Annotated in this window: 14 protein-coding genes; 2 read left to right on the top strand and 12 right to left on the bottom strand. The window is 71.8% G+C overall.

Going from position 1 to position 17,121, the window contains the following annotated elements:
- Nucleotides 1-66: 66 nt before the first annotated feature.
- A complete protein-coding gene (locus ACIBK3_RS17985; RefSeq protein WP_399366602.1) occupies nt 67-618 on the bottom strand; it encodes a hypothetical protein in 552 nt (183 codons plus the stop codon).
- 326 nt (nt 619-944) lie between these two features.
- On the opposite strand from ACIBK3_RS17985, the gene ACIBK3_RS17980 reads away from it, so the two are divergent.
- Nucleotides 945-1,379 (top strand): protease inhibitor, encoded by a 435-nt coding sequence (locus ACIBK3_RS17980; protein ID WP_399366600.1) that lies wholly within the window; start codon nt 945-947, stop codon nt 1,377-1,379.
- A gap of 253 nt (nt 1,380-1,632) precedes the next feature.
- Here the strand turns inward: ACIBK3_RS17980 and ACIBK3_RS17975 are convergent, their stop codons facing one another.
- From ACIBK3_RS17975 to ACIBK3_RS17930, 10 genes are all read right to left on the bottom strand, one after another.
- Nucleotides 1,633-2,019 (bottom strand): STAS domain-containing protein, encoded by a 387-nt coding sequence (locus ACIBK3_RS17975; protein WP_399366598.1) that lies wholly within the window; start codon nt 2,017-2,019, stop codon nt 1,633-1,635.
- A gap of 190 nt (nt 2,020-2,209) precedes the next feature.
- Nucleotides 2,210-2,407 carry a CDGSH iron-sulfur domain-containing protein gene (locus ACIBK3_RS17970; RefSeq protein ID WP_399366596.1) on the bottom strand — a complete coding sequence of 66 codons (198 nt, stop codon included), beginning with the start codon at nt 2,405-2,407 and terminating at the stop codon, nt 2,210-2,212.
- Entirely contained in the window at nt 2,388-3,029 is a 642-nt protein-coding gene (locus ACIBK3_RS17965; protein WP_399366859.1) for a HemK2/MTQ2 family protein methyltransferase, read from the bottom strand. Before ACIBK3_RS17965 ends, ACIBK3_RS17970 begins: the two co-directional genes overlap by 20 nt.
- A 44-nt stretch (nt 3,030-3,073) precedes the next feature.
- On the bottom strand, nt 3,074-4,087 hold the full coding sequence (locus ACIBK3_RS17960; RefSeq protein WP_399366594.1) for an iron-containing redox enzyme family protein: 1,014 nt from the start codon (nt 4,085-4,087) through the stop codon (nt 3,074-3,076).
- A gap of 100 nt (nt 4,088-4,187) precedes the next feature.
- Complete coding sequence (locus ACIBK3_RS17955) at nt 4,188-4,385, bottom strand: hypothetical protein (RefSeq protein ID WP_399366592.1); 198 nt, start codon at nt 4,383-4,385, stop codon at nt 4,188-4,190.
- Nucleotides 4,386-4,496: 111 nt separating this feature from the next.
- The gene (locus ACIBK3_RS17950) at nt 4,497-5,504 is read right to left on the bottom strand and encodes a Ppx/GppA family phosphatase (RefSeq protein WP_399366590.1); all 1,008 of its coding nucleotides are present in this window, start codon (nt 5,502-5,504) and stop codon (nt 4,497-4,499) included.
- A gap of 404 nt (nt 5,505-5,908) precedes the next feature.
- Nucleotides 5,909-8,725: an NHLP bacteriocin export ABC transporter permease/ATPase subunit gene (locus ACIBK3_RS17945; protein WP_399366588.1), complete on the bottom strand. Its 2,817-nt coding sequence runs from the start codon at nt 8,723-8,725 to the stop codon at nt 5,909-5,911.
- A 1-nt stretch (nt 8,726) separates the two neighbouring features.
- Nucleotides 8,727-10,949 (bottom strand): NHLP family bacteriocin export ABC transporter peptidase/permease/ATPase subunit, encoded by a 2,223-nt coding sequence (locus ACIBK3_RS17940; RefSeq protein ID WP_399366586.1) that lies wholly within the window; start codon nt 10,947-10,949, stop codon nt 8,727-8,729.
- Nucleotides 10,946-11,752: an HlyD family efflux transporter periplasmic adaptor subunit gene (locus ACIBK3_RS17935; RefSeq protein ID WP_399366584.1), complete on the bottom strand. Its 807-nt coding sequence runs from the start codon at nt 11,750-11,752 to the stop codon at nt 10,946-10,948. The genes ACIBK3_RS17940 and ACIBK3_RS17935 overlap by 4 nt, the downstream gene beginning before the upstream one ends.
- 96 nt (nt 11,753-11,848) lie before the next feature.
- Nucleotides 11,849-12,064 (bottom strand): type A2 lantipeptide, encoded by a 216-nt coding sequence (locus tag ACIBK3_RS17930; protein ID WP_399366582.1) that lies wholly within the window; start codon nt 12,062-12,064, stop codon nt 11,849-11,851.
- A 909-nt stretch (nt 12,065-12,973) separates the two neighbouring features.
- On the opposite strand from ACIBK3_RS17930, the gene ACIBK3_RS17925 reads away from it, so the two are divergent.
- Nucleotides 12,974-14,422 (top strand): S1 family peptidase, encoded by a 1,449-nt coding sequence (locus ACIBK3_RS17925; RefSeq protein ID WP_399366580.1) that lies wholly within the window; start codon nt 12,974-12,976, stop codon nt 14,420-14,422.
- A gap of 495 nt (nt 14,423-14,917) precedes the next feature.
- On the opposite strand, the gene ACIBK3_RS17920 is transcribed toward ACIBK3_RS17925, so the two are convergent.
- Complete coding sequence (locus ACIBK3_RS17920) at nt 14,918-17,071, bottom strand: SpoIIE family protein phosphatase (RefSeq protein ID WP_399366578.1); 2,154 nt, start codon at nt 17,069-17,071, stop codon at nt 14,918-14,920.
- Between the last annotated feature and the right edge of the window lie 50 nt (nt 17,072-17,121).

Here is a 17,121-nt window from a genome sequence, read left to right as displayed (position 1 = left end):
GGCGAGTACGGGCGGGCGGGCCGGTGCGTGGGTCCGCGAGGGGCGTACCGGGACGCGGATCCTTCCTCATGCCTCGTCCGTGGGCGCCTCCTGCGGTTCGGCGTCGGGTCCCTGTGCCCGCACTCGCTCGACGTGTTCCAGGGACTCCCGCAGTTCGGCCAGCCAGTCGTCGGTGTGGCGCTGGACCAGGCGTACGCACCAGGCGAGCGCGTCACTGCGGCTGCGGGCGACACCGCCGGCGATCAGGGTGTCCAGCACCTGCCGTTCCGGCTGCCGCAGCCGGGTCATCACGGGCGCCGCGACATGGGTGAACAGGGCGCGCTCGCCGTCGCACTCCACGCCCCAGGAGACCTTCCGGCCGAACCGGTGCTCGGCGTCGCGGGCCACCGCGATCCGGGCGTCCCGGGTCCGCTCCCTGAACTCCTGGATCCGGCCCTGGACGGCCGACTTGCGCTCGGCGTCCGACGCGTCCTCCGCGAGCCGGGGCCCGGGGGCTCGGCCGATCACGGTGATCTCCTCGCGGTCCACCGTGACCTCGAGCAGTTCCTCGAACAGGTCGTCGGGCAAGCGGCCGGCGAACCAGCCGCGCAGCTTCTCTCGTTGCTCTGACGTAATCATGTAATCACCATTACTCCGCTCGCCTGGGAACGCAAGAGACTGCGACGAGGTGCGCTCACGGCTGAAGCGGAATGTTTCAGGCCTATTGCCGAGGCGGGGGAATCCGGCCATGCGGTCCGATCCGGCGATCATGAACCGCTTTCTTCAGGGGTTGGAACGTTCGAATTCCGTGACTTCGCGCCACTGATTCAATACGCAAGGTTACTGAAACCGGTGGGTCCGATGTGAATTCCGGCGGCGGACTCGGCAGACTCACGCTCGCCGCGGCCGGCACCGACCGAGCCGGTCCGCGGTACACCCTCGAATCGAGCGGAAGGATGCACACCATGCGGAACACCGCGCGCTGGGCAGCGACCCTCGGCCTGACGGCCACCGCCGTCTGCGGCCCCCTGACCGGAGCCGCCCTCGCCGACCAGCCCACCGCCCCGGCCTCGCTCTACGCCCCCTCGGCCCTGGTGCTCACCGTGGGCCACGGTGAGAGCGCGGCCCTCGCCACTCCGGCCCGCGCGGTCACTCTGAACTGCGCCCCGACCGCCTCCGGCAGCCACCCGGCCGCCGCGCCCGCGTGCGCCGAACTCCGTTCCGTCGGTGGGGACTTCGACGCCCTGGCGGCGGGGGACGGCGTCCTGTGCACCAAGCAGTACGACCCCGTGGTCGTCACGGTCGACGGTGTCTGGCAGGGGCGGCGCGTGTCCTACGAGCACACCTTCTCCAACGAGTGCGTGAAGAGCGCCCAGGGCAGCAGCCTCTTCGCGTTCTGAAGGACCGGGATCGCAGGGTCCTCGTGACCCTCCCAAGGGCCCGCAGCTGGGGAGTGCGGGCCCGTGGCGCGAGGACATGCGATTCCGCACCCGGGGTCGGCGGACGGAGTGGGGCCGTCCGCCGACCCCCTGGGCCACGCCGGAATCCGCCGGGCGTCGGGACGCCCTGTGGAGTCCCGACCCGCGGGCCGCGGGTCACCCGTGGGAAATCCTGGAGGCCCACTCACCGCCCTGGAAGCGCCCGGGCGCCGGATCAGTCCCGCACCTCCGGTATCGCGGGCGGTATCGCGGGCAGTGGGGAAAAGCGGTCCCACAGGCCCGCGGCGCGCAGCAGCCGGCGCAGCCGTGGCTCGTCGAGGACGACGCGGAGCCGGCCGCCGCGTTCCCTGGCCCGGCTGTCGGCACGGCACAGCACCCGCAGGCCCGAGCAGTCGAAGAAGTCGACGCCGCGCAGGTCCACCAGGACGTCCGGTTCAAGGCCCGCGGTCGCCGCGTCGAGGTGCTCCGCGACGAGACCGGCGGTCGCCAGATCGATCTCGCCCGCTATCTCGACCACCGTGAAGGCGCCGCTCGTCCTGGTGCGGGCGTGCGGGTTGGCTGCGGGCGGCTCGAAGGCGCGGTCGTCGGCGTCCGGGGTCATGTTCGCTCCACCTCGGCAGGGGGCGCATTCGATCTCGGTAGTTACCCCGGCGCGGTCGGGAGCATCCCTGTAGAGGGCGTCCGCAAGATCTGGTTCACACGACCCGGTGAAGTTCCGTCAATTTGATTGACATACCGCTGCCTTGGTGAGCGTAGGGCCGCAGGGCCCTGGCGGAGCGGCTCGGCCCCGCTCAGGCCCGGTCGCGATGACTGGTGTCGCACCACGGATAGCGGCGGCTGCGGCGGCAGGTGCACAGGGCCACGCGGAAACGGTCTGAGGACACCGTGCTGCCGTCCTCCAGTTCCACTTCCACCGGGCCCTCCATCAGCAGAGGCCCCCGGCGCTGCACCGTGATCCGGCGGGGCTGGTCACACGGGGAGTTCGGCACGGACGACCACCAGCTCTTCCTTCTCGTCGGCGGGGGACAACAGCCCGCGCTGCCGCAGCCAGTCCGTCCGCCCCCGCAGCACCGGACCGAACGCGATCCGGCTCCGACGGGTCACGGAGGCCTTCAGCCCGGCCGTGCGCAGATGATCCAGGGTCCGGTCCGGGTCGCTCAGCGCGGAGTGCACCATCAGCAGGACCCCTCCGGGCCGCAGCAACATGGGCGCCTCCCGGCAGATCCGGTCCAGTACGAACCGTCCGTCATGCCCCGCGTCCCAGGCCCGGGCCATCCCTCGCGGCCGGATGCCCGCCGGGGCGGGCACGTACGGCGGGTTGGTGAGGATGAGGTCGAAGGACCGGTCCCGGACGGGCGCGAACAGGTTTCCGCGCCGGATACGGACCGGTACTCCCGCCATCCAGGCGTTGAAGCGCGCGGTGCACACCGCACGCCAGGACACGTCCACCGCGGTCACCCGGGTGCCGCGGCGAGCGGCCTCGATGGCCAGCGCTCCGCTCCCGGTACCCACGTCGAGGACGTCCGCGCCCGGTGGGAGCGGCTCTTCGGACAGGGCACCGGCCAGCAGGGCGGTGTCCTCCTGCGGTGTGTAGACACCCGGGATGATCAGTGGCAGCACCAGTGGATTCACCTCGGTCGAGTACCCCTGCGCAATCAGGAGATACCGGAGATTTCGGAAGGCAGCGGGGCGTGCAGGGACGACCGGCCGGCGTTCCAGTCGGCGAGCAGCCGCGCGGCGAAACGGTCCTCGACCAGTCCTGTGGCATCGATGCCGAAGGCGACGTCCGGCGCGAGCCGCGGCTCCTCTTCCAGCAGACCGCCGATGACGTCGTGACGTACGACCTGCTCGTGGACCGCGTCGGCCTCGACGTGCTCGTCGTAGAAGAACTCGGCGGCGGGCCCCGCTCCCGTGCGCCGCATCGCCTCGGCCAGTCGGCGGGAACCGGGGGAGGAGGTGATCTCCACCGCCGCGAAGTGGCCCACCAGGGCGCCCCGCAGGGAGCGGTGCAGGCCGAAGAGGGACATCAGGTTCACCGTGGCCAGGACCTCGGCCGAGGCGGCGTCCAGGTAGCGGCCGTACGTCGTGTCCAGGCCCAGGTCCGTCATCAGGTCGGCGAACAGGCGGGCGTGGACGCGGTCGGGACGGCCGCCGCCGTACTCGTCGAACTCGACCGCGGCCATCCCCGCCTTGGCCCGGCCCCACAGCCGGGGCAGCACCCAGGCGTGCGGGTCCGCCTCCTTGAGGTGGTAGAGGGAGCGCTGGGCGGCGTACTCGCGCAGCTGCCACAGTTCGCCCTTGTCACGCAGATGGTGGGAGACGCCGGTGCCGTCGACGGGCTCGACCAGGATCTCGGCGAGCGCGTCCTCGACGCGGTCGTGGACGCGGGTGTCCGCGCGCAGGGCGGACAGAAAACGGTGTTCCAGCGCGGCACGGACGCGCAGCAGATCCGGGTCCCACTCGCGGTCCGCGGGCACGTCGGCGAAACCGCGGTAGTGCAGCTCGTAGCAGAGGTACAGGGCCAGCTGGAGATCGTCGCCGTACACGGACGCGTCCGCGGTCTCCTCGGGGCGCGGCAGCGGCCCGGCGCCCCGCAGGTACTGAGTGACGGCTGCCGACACCGGGCCCCGCGCGGTCGGCAGCCGTGGTTCCTGACTCTCGTGTGGCATGTGCGCCGGGTACCCCGGCCGAAGCGGGCCACCCGCCCGGCCTGTGCGCGGCGGGGACGGCCTCCGGGCACGCCGACCGAGCAGGTCACTCGCTCCCGGATCACTCGCCCGCGGACTCCTCCTGGGCACGGGTGTTCGGCGTGATGGCCTCTGCCGCCTCCCCTCGGCGGCGCCGCTGCTCGTCGGAGTCCCGGGTGCGGGTGCCGGCGTCCTCCATCTCGCGCAGGACCTCGTCGAGCGCGGTCTCGGGCGGCTCATGGGTCCGGTCGTTCCGGTCGTGCTTGCCGGTGTCGGCCACGGCTGGCTCCCTTCGCTTGCTGTCCTTGCTTCGCTTGTGGTCGTTGCTGTCCGGTGCCCCGGGCGGTTTCCGGTGCCTCGGCCGGGGCTGTCGTCCTCCGGGTTCCCCGGTTCAGCTCGTCGCGGCGGCGATGCGCAGCGGTACCGGGTCCGGGGGAGCGGCCTCCTCGCTGTGGCGGGTGATCTCCGCCCACCAGGAAGCGCCATCCTCGATGTGCCGGAGCAGCACGCCCTCGCGGATCGCCCACGGGCAGAGCGTGAGGGTCCTGAGCCCGGTCAGTTTCATCGCCGTGTGCCCGACCACCGCACCGGCCAGACTCTGCTGGGCGCGCGGTGCGGAGATGCCGGGCAGCAGGGCGCGCTCGGCGGCGGGCAGGGCGGCCAGTCGTACGACGGCGTCCCGCAGGTCGTCCCGGTGCAACCGGCGTTCCGCGAACGGGCCGTGCCGCCCCGGCGGAGCCCCGCACAGCCGGCCCAGCTGCTGGAAGGTGCGTGAGGTGGCCACCGCTGTGTGCGGTCCCTCCCAGCGGATGCGTGCCGCCACGTCCCGCAGTTGGTGGCGGACCTTGCGGCGCAGTGCCCGTACCGACTCCGGGGACGGCGGATCCTGCCCGTCGAAGAACTCGTGGGTCAGCCGTCCCGCCCCGAGCGGCAGCGAGGCGACGAAGTCCGGCATCCGTCCGCGACCGAAGGCGACTTCGAGTGAGCCGCCTCCGATGTCCAGCAGGGCGAGCGGTCCCGATCGCCAGCCCATCCAGCGCCGGGCTCCGAGAAAGGTGAGTTCGGCCTCCACCTCGCCGGGCAGGGTGCACAGGTCGACACCGGTCCGCGCCCGGACGGTGCGCAGTACCTCCTGGCGGTTGGAGGCGCCGCGCACCACCGCGGTGGCGAAGGCCAGCGGGACCGCCGCACCCCACCGGGTCGCGGTCCGGCTCGCCTCCGCCACCGCGTCCACCAGCCGCTCGACGGCCTCTTCCGGCACCGGTCCCCCGGGCTTCACGTGATCGGACAGCCTCAGGCGCCACTTGGCGGTGTGGACCGGCAGCGGTACGCCGCCCTCCGCGTCCGCGACCACAAGTCTGACCGTGTTCGACCCCACGTCCACCACGCTGATTCGCATGGCCGACGAGTACCCACTCGGCTGACGGTCCAACGTCGGCCGCCGTGACGGGAGGTCTCTGGGCAGTCAACCGCCTGGCAGCACAGGCCAGTTGGGTGTCGAGTCGAACGAAAGTGCGGAGAGGGGCCGCCGTCTCCCCGCAGACGGCGGCCCCTCGACCTGGCGGGTCGGACCAGGCGGGTCGGCGCTCGCGGCCCGACCTGGCGGCTCGGACCTCGCGGCCAGGACGGCGCGGCTCATGTACGGACGACCGGTGCCGCCTCCGTGTCCTGCTGTGGCACCCCACGCCGGCAGAGCGGGAACGCGATGAGCGCGCCCGCGGCGAAGAACCCGCCGACCGGCAGAACGCGGTGGTGCAGCTCTCGACCGTGGCCTGGGCGAGGCGGCTCCGGACGCCCGGGCGCTCACGCCATCTGGCGCCGCACCAGCTCGTGCAGCCGGCCCCCGGTGTCCGCGAGCAACTGAGCGGGCGGGCCCTGCTGGGCGACCTTGCCGTCCTCCATCACGATCACCCGGTCGGCGTCCATGACCGTTGACAGGCGGTGCGCGATGACGATACGCGTGGCGTTGAGGGCCTTGGTGCTCTCGATGACCGTGCGCTGCGTCTCGTTGTCGAGGGCGCTGGTCGCCTCGTCGAAGAAGAGGATGCGCGGACGGCGGATCAACGCCTGGGCGATCATCAGGCGTTGGCGCTGCCCGCCGGAGATCGCCCCGCTGCCCGAGACGATGGTGTGCAGGCCCATCGGCATCCGCTTGATGTCCTCGGCGAGTCCCGCCATCTCGGCCGCCGCCAGCGCCTCCTCCGGCGTGTACGGCTCGGTGCCGCAGATGACGTCCAGGATCGAGCCGGTGAACGGCTGCGCGTGCTGGAGCACCACCCCGCACTGCCGGCGTACGGCGGACTGGTCGAGGGCGGCCAGGTCCTGACCGTCGTACAGCACACTGCCCGAGACCGGTTTGTCGAAGCCGATCAGCAATCTCAGCAGGGTCGACTTGCCGCAGCCGCTCGGGCCGACGATCGCCACGAACTCGCCGGGCCGGATCGCGAACGACACGTCGTCGAGGACCAGCGGACCGTCGTCCGAGTAGCGGAACGAGAGACGGCGGGCCTCGAGCGCGCCGGTCAGCGGGCCCGGCCGGGTGCTCGCCGTGCGCACCTCGGGCGTGGCGTCCAGGACCGGCTTGATCTCCTCGAACAGCGGCAGCGCGGACACCGTGGAGACGAAGGAACCGGTCAGCTGGGTGACGGCCGTCAGGAGCATCGTCACCGACGTGTTGAAGGTGAGGAAGGAGGCCGCCGACATCGTCCCGCGCGCCGGGCCCGCGAGCAGCATGAACATCAGCAGGGAGCACAGCGGCAGATACACCGCGCCCATCACCGTGGTGAGGTTCTTGATGCGCCCCACCTTCTGCTGGAGCTCACGGCTGCGCGCGAACTGGGAGGCCCAGGCGGCGTACGCGTAGTTCTCGGCCGCCGCGACCCTGAGCTTCGGCAGCCCGCGCAGGGTCTGGAAGGCCTGGTTGTTGAGCTTGTTGCCGAGCACGACCAGGCGTCGCTGCCAGCGCACCTGCCACAGTCCCAGCCCCAGGAAGATCGCGGCGATGACGACGAGCATGCCGATCGCCGCGCACGCCATCGGGACGCTGTACCAGAACAGCAGCCCCAGGTTCATGGCGCCGACGGTCACCGACTGGGCGACCACCGGCCCGATGCCCGCCATCATCCGGCGGATCGCGCTGATGCCCATGGCCGCGCTGGCCAGTTCGCCGGTGGAGCGCTGGGTGAAGAAATTCGTCGGCAGCCGCAGCAGCCGGTCCCACACCGCCGGTTGCAGCGTGGACTCGATCCGGCCCTCCAGCCGGAGCATGGTCAGGTTCTGCAGCAGCATGAAGGCGGCCGCGACCACACTGCTGACCATCACGGCCAGACAGGCCTGCACGATCAGGTCGCTCTGCGCCTTCGGCACGTACTCGCCGAGCACCTTGCCGGTCGCGATCGGTACCAGCGCCCCGATCGCGACCGTCACCAGTCCGCTGATCAGGAGGTTCGTCAGGTCACCCCTGGTGCCGCGCATGCTGAAACGCAGCAGCCTGAGGGGGCTGAGCGGCCGGTCGGGCAGCGGGCGGTAGAACATCACCGCGCGCGGCTCGAACTCCTCCGCGTTCGCCTTCTCGATCGGTGTCTCACGGCCGGTCGCCGGATGGACGGCCACATATCCGCCGCGCCGCCACAGCAGCGCGACCGGCGCGCCGGACAGGGCCCGGTGGCCCACCAGCGGGCCGACGTTGTCGCGCCACCAACGGCCGTCGAGGCGTACCGCCCTGGTGCGGACCCGGGAGGCGATCGCGATCCGCTCGACCGGGTCGAGGCGGTCGCTCTCGGTGCCGGACTGCGCGGGCTCGGAGAGCGGGATCCCGGCGGCCTGGGCGACCAGCTTGCACGCGGCGTGACTGGCGTCCGCGTCGGCGGCCGTGGTGCGCCGGGCGGACCGCTTGCCGATCGACGCCAGCAGCGTCCGGTCCGCCTGCGCGCGGACCGCCTCACCGGCCTTGATGCCGGCCGCCGTCCGCGTCTCGTGCGTGTGCTCCAGCTGTTCGATCCAGCGGTCCAGCGTGGTCAGCAGCCGGTACTGCTGGTCGACCATGCTCTGCCACACCGCCGGGTCCATCAGCAGGTCGGCCGCCGCCTGAGCGCCGTACACCGAGCCGTACTGCACGCTGCCCGGCGGCACCTGCATCCAGAAGACGTCGTCATCGGTCGGTGCGACGGCCCCCTCGGTGGCCATCGGCGCCTGGAAGAGGATGGACAGGCTGCGGCCGATGCCCAGGGCGAGGGCGTACTCCAGGGGGCTCGTCGTCGGCGGCACGTACTGGGGGTTGCCGTACTCGTCGTAGGACCAGGTCTGGGTGTTCGCGGGCTGGTACAGCTCGCGCAGGTTGATCCGGTGCACCACGCAGTCCCTGAGCGGCCGTGCCACGAGGGTGTGCTGGGGTCCGGCGACCGGACCGAGCAGCAGCGAGCCCGCCTCCAGCCGGCCCAGGTGGTGCCAGTGGCCCTGTTGTTCGGCGTCGACCGCGAACAGGTCCAGGGCGCCCGCCGCGACCAGCCACAGCACCTGCGGCCCCTCGAGGTCGAGGCGGGTGAAGCCGGTGCAGTCGACGGGCGTGCCCATGGTTCCGAGCGCGCCGAGAACGAGGTCCCCCTCGGGTGCGGTCGTCATCTCAGTGCTCCCTGACCAGCTGGGCGTACGCGCCACCGCGTGCCACCAGCTCCTCGTGCCGCCCGCGCTCCACGATCGTGCCGTGTTCGAGTACGACGATCTCGTCGCTGTCGCGCACGGTGCTGAGCCGGTGTGCGATCACCACACAGGCACAGCCGCGCTTGCGCAGGTTGTCCATCACCACCAGCTCGGTCTCCGCGTCCAGCGCGCTCGTCACCTCGTCCAGCACCAGGATGCTGGGCCGGCGCACCAACGCCCGGGCGATCTCGAGGCGTTGGCGCTGCCCGCCGGAGAAGTTGCGGCCGTCCTGGTCGACCTTGCTGTGGATGCCGCCGGGCCGCCGCACGATCACGTCGTACAGGGCCGCGTCCCGCAGCGCGTCCACCACCGCGTCGTCCGGGATGGACGGGTCCCACAGCGCCACGTTGTCGCGGACGGTGCCCTCGAAGAGGAACACGTCCTGGTCGACGAAGGAGACGGAGGCAGCGAGGGCGCCGCGCGGGATGTCGTCCAGGCGCTGCCCGTCGATGCGGATCACACCCTCCCAGGGCGTGTACAGACCCGAGATCAGCCGGGACACCGTCGACTTGCCGCTGCCCGAACCGCCGACCAGCGCCACCTGCCGGCCCGGGCCGACGGTCAGGTCGAAGCCGGTCAGCAGCGGCTTGTCCAGCGGGTTGTAGCCGAAGGTGATGTTCTCCAGCTCGACGTGGCCGTGCAGGCGGCGCGTCGACTCGACGGCGCCCGGACGGTCGTAGAGCGGGTCCGCCTGGAAGTTCTCCACGTCCTTGAGGCGGGCCACGTCGGCGGCGAAGTCCTGGATGCGGCCCGCGACGCCGTTGAGGCGGGTGATCGGGGCGGTGAAGCGGGTGACCAGCGCCTGGAAGGCGACCAGCAGGCCCACCGAGATGCCGCCCTCCACCGCCCGCATCCCGCCGATCCACAGGATCAGCGCGCTGTTCAGCGAGGCCAGCGTCGGCGCGACCACGCCCAGCCAGGCGCTCGGCACGCCGAGCCGCTGCTGCTCCTCCAGCGTGGTGGCGTGCTGTCCGGCCCACTTGCGGAAGTAGCCGTCCTCACCGCCGGTCGCCTTCATCGTCTCGATCAACTGCAGACCGGTGTAGGCGGTGTTGGTGAGCCGGGCGCTGTCGGCGCGCAGCTTCGCCGTGCGGGTGGCGCGCAGCTTGATGACGACCCGCATGGCCACCACGTTCAGCAGGGCCACGCCGATGCCGACGTACGTCAGCTGCGGGTCGTAGGTGTAGAGCAGGACCGCGTACAGGACGACGACCACCGCGTCGACGCCCGCCGCCGCGAGGTCGCGGGCCAGGGTCTCGGCCACCTGGTCGTTCGACTGGAGGCGCTGCACCAGGTCGGCCGGGCTGCGCTGGGAGAAGAAGGTGACCGGCAGCCGCAGCAGATGGCGCAGGAAGCGGGCGCTGGAGAGGGTGGAGGAGATGATGCGGCCGTGCAGCAGGTTCGCCTGCTGCAGCCAGGTCAGCACCAGGGTGAGCAGCACGCTCGCGCCCATCGACGCGAACAGCACGCCGAGCAGGGAGGTCTGGCCCCCGATCAGGAACATGTCGATATAGGTGCGGCTGAGCGCGGGCACCGCCGCGCCGACCAGCACCAGCAGCAGGCTCGCCAGTACGGCAGCGGGCATGGTGCCCGCGGTGCCGCGCAGCCGGGCCGGCATCGCGCCCAGCACGCCCGGCTTGCGGCCGCCCCTGGTGAAGCCCTCGCCGGGCTCCATCACCAGCACCACACCGGTGAAGCTGCCGTCGAAGTCCTCCATGGGCACGAAACGGCGGCCCTTGCCGGGGTCGTTGATGTACACGCCCCGGCGGCCGAAGCGGCGGCCCATGCCGTCGTAGACGACGTAGTGGTTGAACTCCCAGAACAGGACCGCCGGCGTCTTCACCTCGGCTAGGGCGGCCGTGTCCATCTGCATGCCCTTGGCGGTCAGGCCGTAGCCGCGGGCCGCCTTCAGCAGGTTGCTGGCGCGCGAGCCGTCCCGGGACACACCGCAGGCGATGCGCAGCTCCTCCAGCGGAACGTGCTTGCCGTAGTGGCCCAGCACCATCGCCAGCGAGGCCGCACCGCACTCGACCGCCTCCATCTGGAGCACGGTGGGGGTACGGACGGTCTTCGCCTTCCCCGTGGGGACGGGGCGCTTGGGCGGCGCGGCACGGCGCCTGCCGCGGGTGTCCTGCGCGGCGCTCACGGCAGCAGCCAGTCGACGGGATGCTGGTCGGCCAGCCGGATCGCGCCCGTGGCGGTCGTCATGGAGGCGAGGGCGAACGGCGGCCCGTCCGCGGACGACCACCGGTAACCGCTCTTCGTGCCGGACGACTTGTCCAGCTTCACCAGGACGGCCACCGGCCTGCCGTCCTTGGTGAACTGTTCGCCGAGCTGACTGTCGCCGAGGAACGCGGCGATCTGCTGCGCCGACTGGGCCGAACGGTCCACCGTCTTCACATGGCCGCGCAGCACGCCGTACTCCTGCGTCGGCACCGACTGCACGGTCAGGTCCACGGACGCGTTCGCGGGAATGGTGGCCGCGTTCTCGGCGGGCACGTACACCGTCGCGTACAGCGGATCGGAGGGTCGGGCGACCTTCTCCACGGCGGCGACGTTCGCGCCGGTCTGGACGATCTGCCCGATGGTGGCGGCGAGCCCGGTGATCCGGCCCGCGGCGACCGTGCGGACCACGGTCGTGCCGTCGGATGTACGGACCTTCAGCACCGGCGCGTTCGCCGGCAGCCGTTCGCCCTGCTCGGCGACGACCTCGGTGACCTGCCCGGCCACGGGGCTCTGCAGGATGTAACTGCCCTGCCCGTGCGTGAGGATCGCCGGCGCGCTGACCGTGAAGGCCACCGATCCGGTGACCGCCCACACGGACGCGGCCGCCAAGACGATCACCGTCACGGACAGCACGAGCCAGCCCTGGGGGCGGGCGAAGCGCACCGGAAGGTCGAGCTCTTCGGGCGACTGGAGCTTGGCGAGGGCCTGTTGGCGGAACTGCACGGAACTTCCCTCACCTGTGGGAGAGATCTTTTACGGCACCCGAGAATCCCGGAACCGCTGAACGGCTCCGGGACTCATCAGTCATAAAAGGTGCGGTCAGAGACCGGCGACCAGGCCCGAGACCGGGGCGGTGTTCAGGCCGGTGACACCCTCGACGAGGCTGACACCCGTGTTGACCAGGCCGGAAACCGGGGCAACGCCGTCCACCAGGCCGGTGGCGGTGCCGAGGGCGTTCACGGACAGGCCGCCGGAGACGTTGTCGAGCTCAGCGTCGGAGATCTCGACGGTCTCAACCTGGGGGGTGGAGTTCATGATGGAACTTCCCTTCGTATGGGTATTTCACAAGGGGGGGAGCGGCCCCCTCTGGGGGACAGATGGACGGCCGCGACCGCAGGCGCCGGGAGCGTCCGTTGCCGAAGAGCCCTGGACGGCCCCTGCGGTGCGATGGATCAAAGCACGCGGCGCCTCCGCGCTTCCAATCAACCATGCGTCTCACCAGCGCACTTGTGCCTCAGAGGCACCGATTGGTGCAGGAGCGGGCACGGATTGGCGGCGACTTCTTCACACGGTGGGCGGCATCGGCTCACACGAGCCCTTGCGGCCCCGGGAGCGAATCCGACACTCCGCGCCAATGCTCGGGCGGGCGCTGCGGGCGTGTGGAGAACTTCCGCGCACAGTGACTTCCTTGGGCGGCCGATGTGCAGATTCCCTGAAGGGAGGATTCGGTCCGCCGTTCGAGACGGACCGTCACCGAAAGGTTGCCGACCGTGTCGTCCCACAGGGGCCCAGGAAGTGCGTCGCTCGTGACAGCCCACTGGGTGGCAACCGCTTCGATCAAGACATCCGAACCGGCTGCGGCGCCCCGGGAGGGCGTCGGCCGCGGCACCGTCGTCATCGGGTCCCGGGCGCCCGGGACGCCACCCAACGAGCCTTCTGGCAGTCCCAGTTGGAGGAATTCGCATGGGCGAAGTCGTGCGGCGCAGAACGTGTCGGCTTCGGGAGTCGTCATCGTCATATGTCGGCGGTCGTCATCGCCATATGGGGGATTGATCCCCGCGTCGGCCGTTCGGCTTGAGCCATGGCCGAATCGGTGCCGTGCGCCCGGCGCGCGGAAACGGAATTGAACGCCCCGCGCACCCCGTCCGTACCTTCAGCCATCCAGGCGCCCCAACAACTGCCGTACGAGGCAGCAGACTCCGGTCCCTCAGGAGGTCGAGAAGTTTGAGTCACAAGCGAATTCCGAAGCGCAAGGCCGCGATAGCGGCGGGCGGCGTGGTGGCGCTCGGAGCAGCCGCGATTCTGCTCCCGAACGCCAACGCGTCCCAGGACGGCGCTTCGAACGACGCCGCCGCCGCGCCGAAGACTCTGAAGGCCGGCGACGCCTCGGACCTCGCCTCGCAGCTCTCAGGTCTGCTCGGTGACGCCTTCGCCGGTTCCTACTACGACACCGACAGCAAGCAGCTGGTCGTCAACGTCATCTCGGGCGACAAAAACAACGTGATCGTGCAGGCGAAGAAGGCGGGCGCGAAGGTCCGCGAGGTCGACAACAGCCTCAGCGAGCTCGAGGCCGGCGCGCAGACCCTGAAGGCCAAGGCGACCATCCCGGGCACCTCCTGGGCCGTCGACCCGAAGACGAACAAGATCCTGGTCACCGCCGACAGCACGGTCACCGGCAGCAAGTGGGACAGACTGGAATCGACGGTCGAGACGCTCGGCTCCGGCATGGCGACCATCAAGAAGTCGGCCGGCACCTTGAAGACCTTCGTCTCCGGCGGTGACGCCATCTTCGGCGGCGGCGCCCGCTGCTCCCTCGGCTTCAACGTCACCGCGGGTGACGGCAGCCCCGCGTTCCTGACCGCCGGACACTGTGGTGTGGCCGCCGAGCAGTGGTCGGACGCGCAGGACGGCCAGCCGATCGCCACCGTCGACCAGGCGACCTTCCCCGGCGACGGTGACTTCGCACTGGTGAAGTACGACGACCCGGCGACCGCGGCCCCCAGCGAGGTCAACGTGGGCGGCGGCCAGACCGTCCAGATCACCGAGGCCGCCGAGGCCACGGTCGGTGCGCAGGTCTTCCGGATGGGCAGCACCACGGGTCTCAACGACGGTCAGGTCCTCGGACTCGACGCCACCGTCAACTACCCCGAGGGCACCGTCACCGGGCTCATCCAGACCGACGTGTGTGCCGAGCCCGGCGACAGCGGCGGCTCGCTCTTCACCCAGGACGGCCAGGCCGTCGGCCTGACGTCCGGCGGCAGCGGCGACTGCACGGCCGGCGGCGAGACCTTCTTCCAGCCGGTCACCACCGCCCTGCAGGCGGTCGGCGCGACCCTCGGTGCGGGCGGCGCGGCCGGCGGCGGCGCGGGCGACCAGGCCGGCGGCGAGGCCGGTGCCGGCGATCAGGCCGGTGGCGGAGAGGCCGGCGCCGGTGACGGGGCCGGTGCGGGTGACGGGGCCGGCGCGGGCCAAGAGGCCGGTGGCGGTCAGGAGGCCGGCAACGGTGCGGGAGCCGGTGCGAGCCAGGAGCCCGGGACCGGCGACGAGACCGGTGCGGGCCAGGGGACCGGTACGGGCCAGGAGCAAGGCACAGGCCAGGAGCAAGGCACAGGCCAGGACACGGGCGCGGGCACGGGTGTCCAGGACGGCTCGGGCCTGACCGAGACCCGCTGATCCGGTACTCCGGGATCCGGTATTCCGAGATTCGGCCTCCGCGGCGGTCCCGGCCACGCGTTCGGACGGTCCGTCGGTGGGCCGGGTCGGATCTCCGGCCCGGGAGCCCAACCACCCGGTCGACCTTCGACCACCCGGTTGACCTTCGACCACCCGGTGACCTTCCACACCGGGTGACCTCCGGATCCTGATGATCCGGCCGCTGTCGAGAGCGACTCGCCCCCACTGAGCCGCTCTCGACAGCACAGCCCCCCGGCCCGACCCCGGCCTCGTACCGGGTCGGGCCGGCGGTGGATCGGTCCGGCCCTCCGGCGGGAGGGTCGGACCGATTTGTTCGCGGCGCGGACACCGCTGGGCACACCGGCCCCAGGCCGGAACGCACGCCGGTCGACGAGTCGGCGCGGCATCGTCACGGGGCGCCGGCCGCGGTAGCGGTCCGGCGGCCAGGTCGGCGAGACGCCGGGCCGGCAGCGGCTCAGGTCCGGACCGCCCCGGTCACCCCGTCTGCCGCGCTCTGAGCAGCAGCAACGCCACATCGTCGGCCCGTTCCCGGGTGGCCGCGCCATGGCGGACCAAGTCGTCGGCCAGGTCGTCGAGGGGCCGGTCGCCGGCCTCGGTCAGGTGACGGCCGAGGCCGGCGAGGGCGTCCTCGATGTCGACGCCGGGCGACTCGATCAGCCCGTCGGTGTAGAGGACCAGCACGGAACCCGGCGCGAGATCCACCTCCGTCGTCGGATAGGCCGCCGCCCCGTCGATGCCCAGCAGCGGGCCGCCCGCCAGGTCGAGCACCCGCACCCGGCCGTCCGGCCGGCGCAGCAGCGGCGGCGGATGCCCTGCCCGGGCCATCACGGCCTGCCCGCGCGCCGGGTCCAGCCGCAGGTACAGACAGCTGGCGAACAGGTCGGAGCCGAGGTCGATCAGGAGCCGGTTGGTGCTGCGCATGACCTCTCCGGGCGCCTGCCCGACCGTGGTGTAGGCGCGTACCGCGGTACGGATCTGACCCATCAGCCCCGCCGCGGTCACGTTGTGTCCCTGCACGTCCCCGATCACGGCCGCCGCGAGCCCCCGAGCCGACACCAGGTCGTAGAAGTCGCCGCCGATCTCCATGCCCTGCGTGGCCGGCAGATAGCGCGCGGCCGCCTCGATGCCGGGCAGCGACGGCAGCGAGTGCGGCAGCAGGGCCGCCTGCAGACCGTGGGCCAGCCGGTGCTTGGCGTCGTAGAGCATCGCCCGTTCCAGAGCCTGGGCGATCAGCCCACCCAGACTCGTCAGCACCGCCCGCTCGTCCGCGGGGAAGGCGTGTGGTTCGTCGTACGCCAGCACACAGGTGCCCACCGGGCGGCCCGACGCGATCAGCGGAAGGTACGCCCAGGCCGCGAACCCGCCGGGGGTCGCCTGCCGCTCCGGATACAGCCGCTCCAACTGCTCCCGGGACTCGAAGAACCCGGGCACCCCGCTGGCCAGGACGTGCGTGCCCGGCGTCCGCTCGGTCAGCGGCAGCCCGTCGAACCGCTCCACGATGTGCGGGTCCGGATAGCCGCGATGCCCCAGGACGTGCATCCGGCCCGCCCGGGACCCGAGCAGCACCAGGGCCTGGCAGCCCACGGCCGGCGCGATCTCGTCCGCGACCAGTTGCACCACGTCCTGCACACCCGCGGCCTCCGTGAGCGGGCCCGCCAGGCTCAGCACCTGGGAGATCGTGACCAACCGGGGCGAGGTGTCACCGGGTGGTGGCCTGGACCGGGCCATCTCCGTCACGGCCCGGGCCCGGCTGATCCGCACGCTCAGCCCGTTCGTACTCGGATACAGACGGAACGACAGCCACTCTCCGGGTGGCCGCAGCGCCACGAACGACGTGGTGTGCTGGCTGATCAGCGCGGCCCGGTAACGGTCCTCGTACGCCGGGTCGTTGAGCCACGGGACCGCCGCCCACAGCAGGCGGCCGAGCAGATCCGCGGTCGGCACGCCGATCAGTTCGGCGGCGGCCGTGTTGGCGAAGGTGATCCGCCCGTCCAGATCGAGTGAGCACAGCCCGTACGGCAGCCGCGCCACCATCCGTGCCGCCTCCACCGGGCCGAGCGTGCCCGACGCCCCGCCCAGCACGGACGCGTCGAGCAGATCGGGCTCGGCGTGCAGCGGGACGCTCTCCTCGACGGCACGCTCCAGCCGTACCGCCAGCCGGTCGCAGGCCGCGGTCAGATGGTCCCGCTCCCGGTCGGACAGCTCCGGCGGATGCGAGCCGGGCCAGGTCATGAAAACCGCGCCGTACACCGTGGACTCGGTGGCGACCGGCACCGCGGCCAGCGCGAAGGGGTACGGCAGCACGACCGCGATCCTCGGAAAGCGGGCCGCCATCTCCTGCTCGCCGCCGACCCACACCAGCCGCCGCTCGCGCACCGCCTCGGCCACCGGGATCGGCGCGTTCAGCCCCACCCGTTCCCAGGGCGCCGCGAACGCCCGGGGCAGCCCCGCCATCACGGCCATCTCCAGCACCGCGCCGTCGGGCGCCAGCAGGTAGACCGCACCGGAGTGTGCCTGGATCTCGTCCATCATCGCGGCCAGCGCCAAGGACAGCAGGGGCCGGCCGACGCGCGTCCTGGCGGTCACGGGCGCCTGGGCGGACGACTGCACGTCGGACACGTCGCCCACCTCCTCGCACGGCCGCGTGACGGGTCTCCGGGATCAAATCTCCTCCCTGG

The sequence above is a fragment of the Streptomyces sp. NPDC050287 genome (assembly GCF_044459385.1).
Taxonomy (GTDB): Bacteria; Actinomycetota; Actinomycetes; order Streptomycetales; family Streptomycetaceae; genus Streptomyces.
This window is presented reverse-complemented; position numbering and strand designations above follow the sequence as displayed.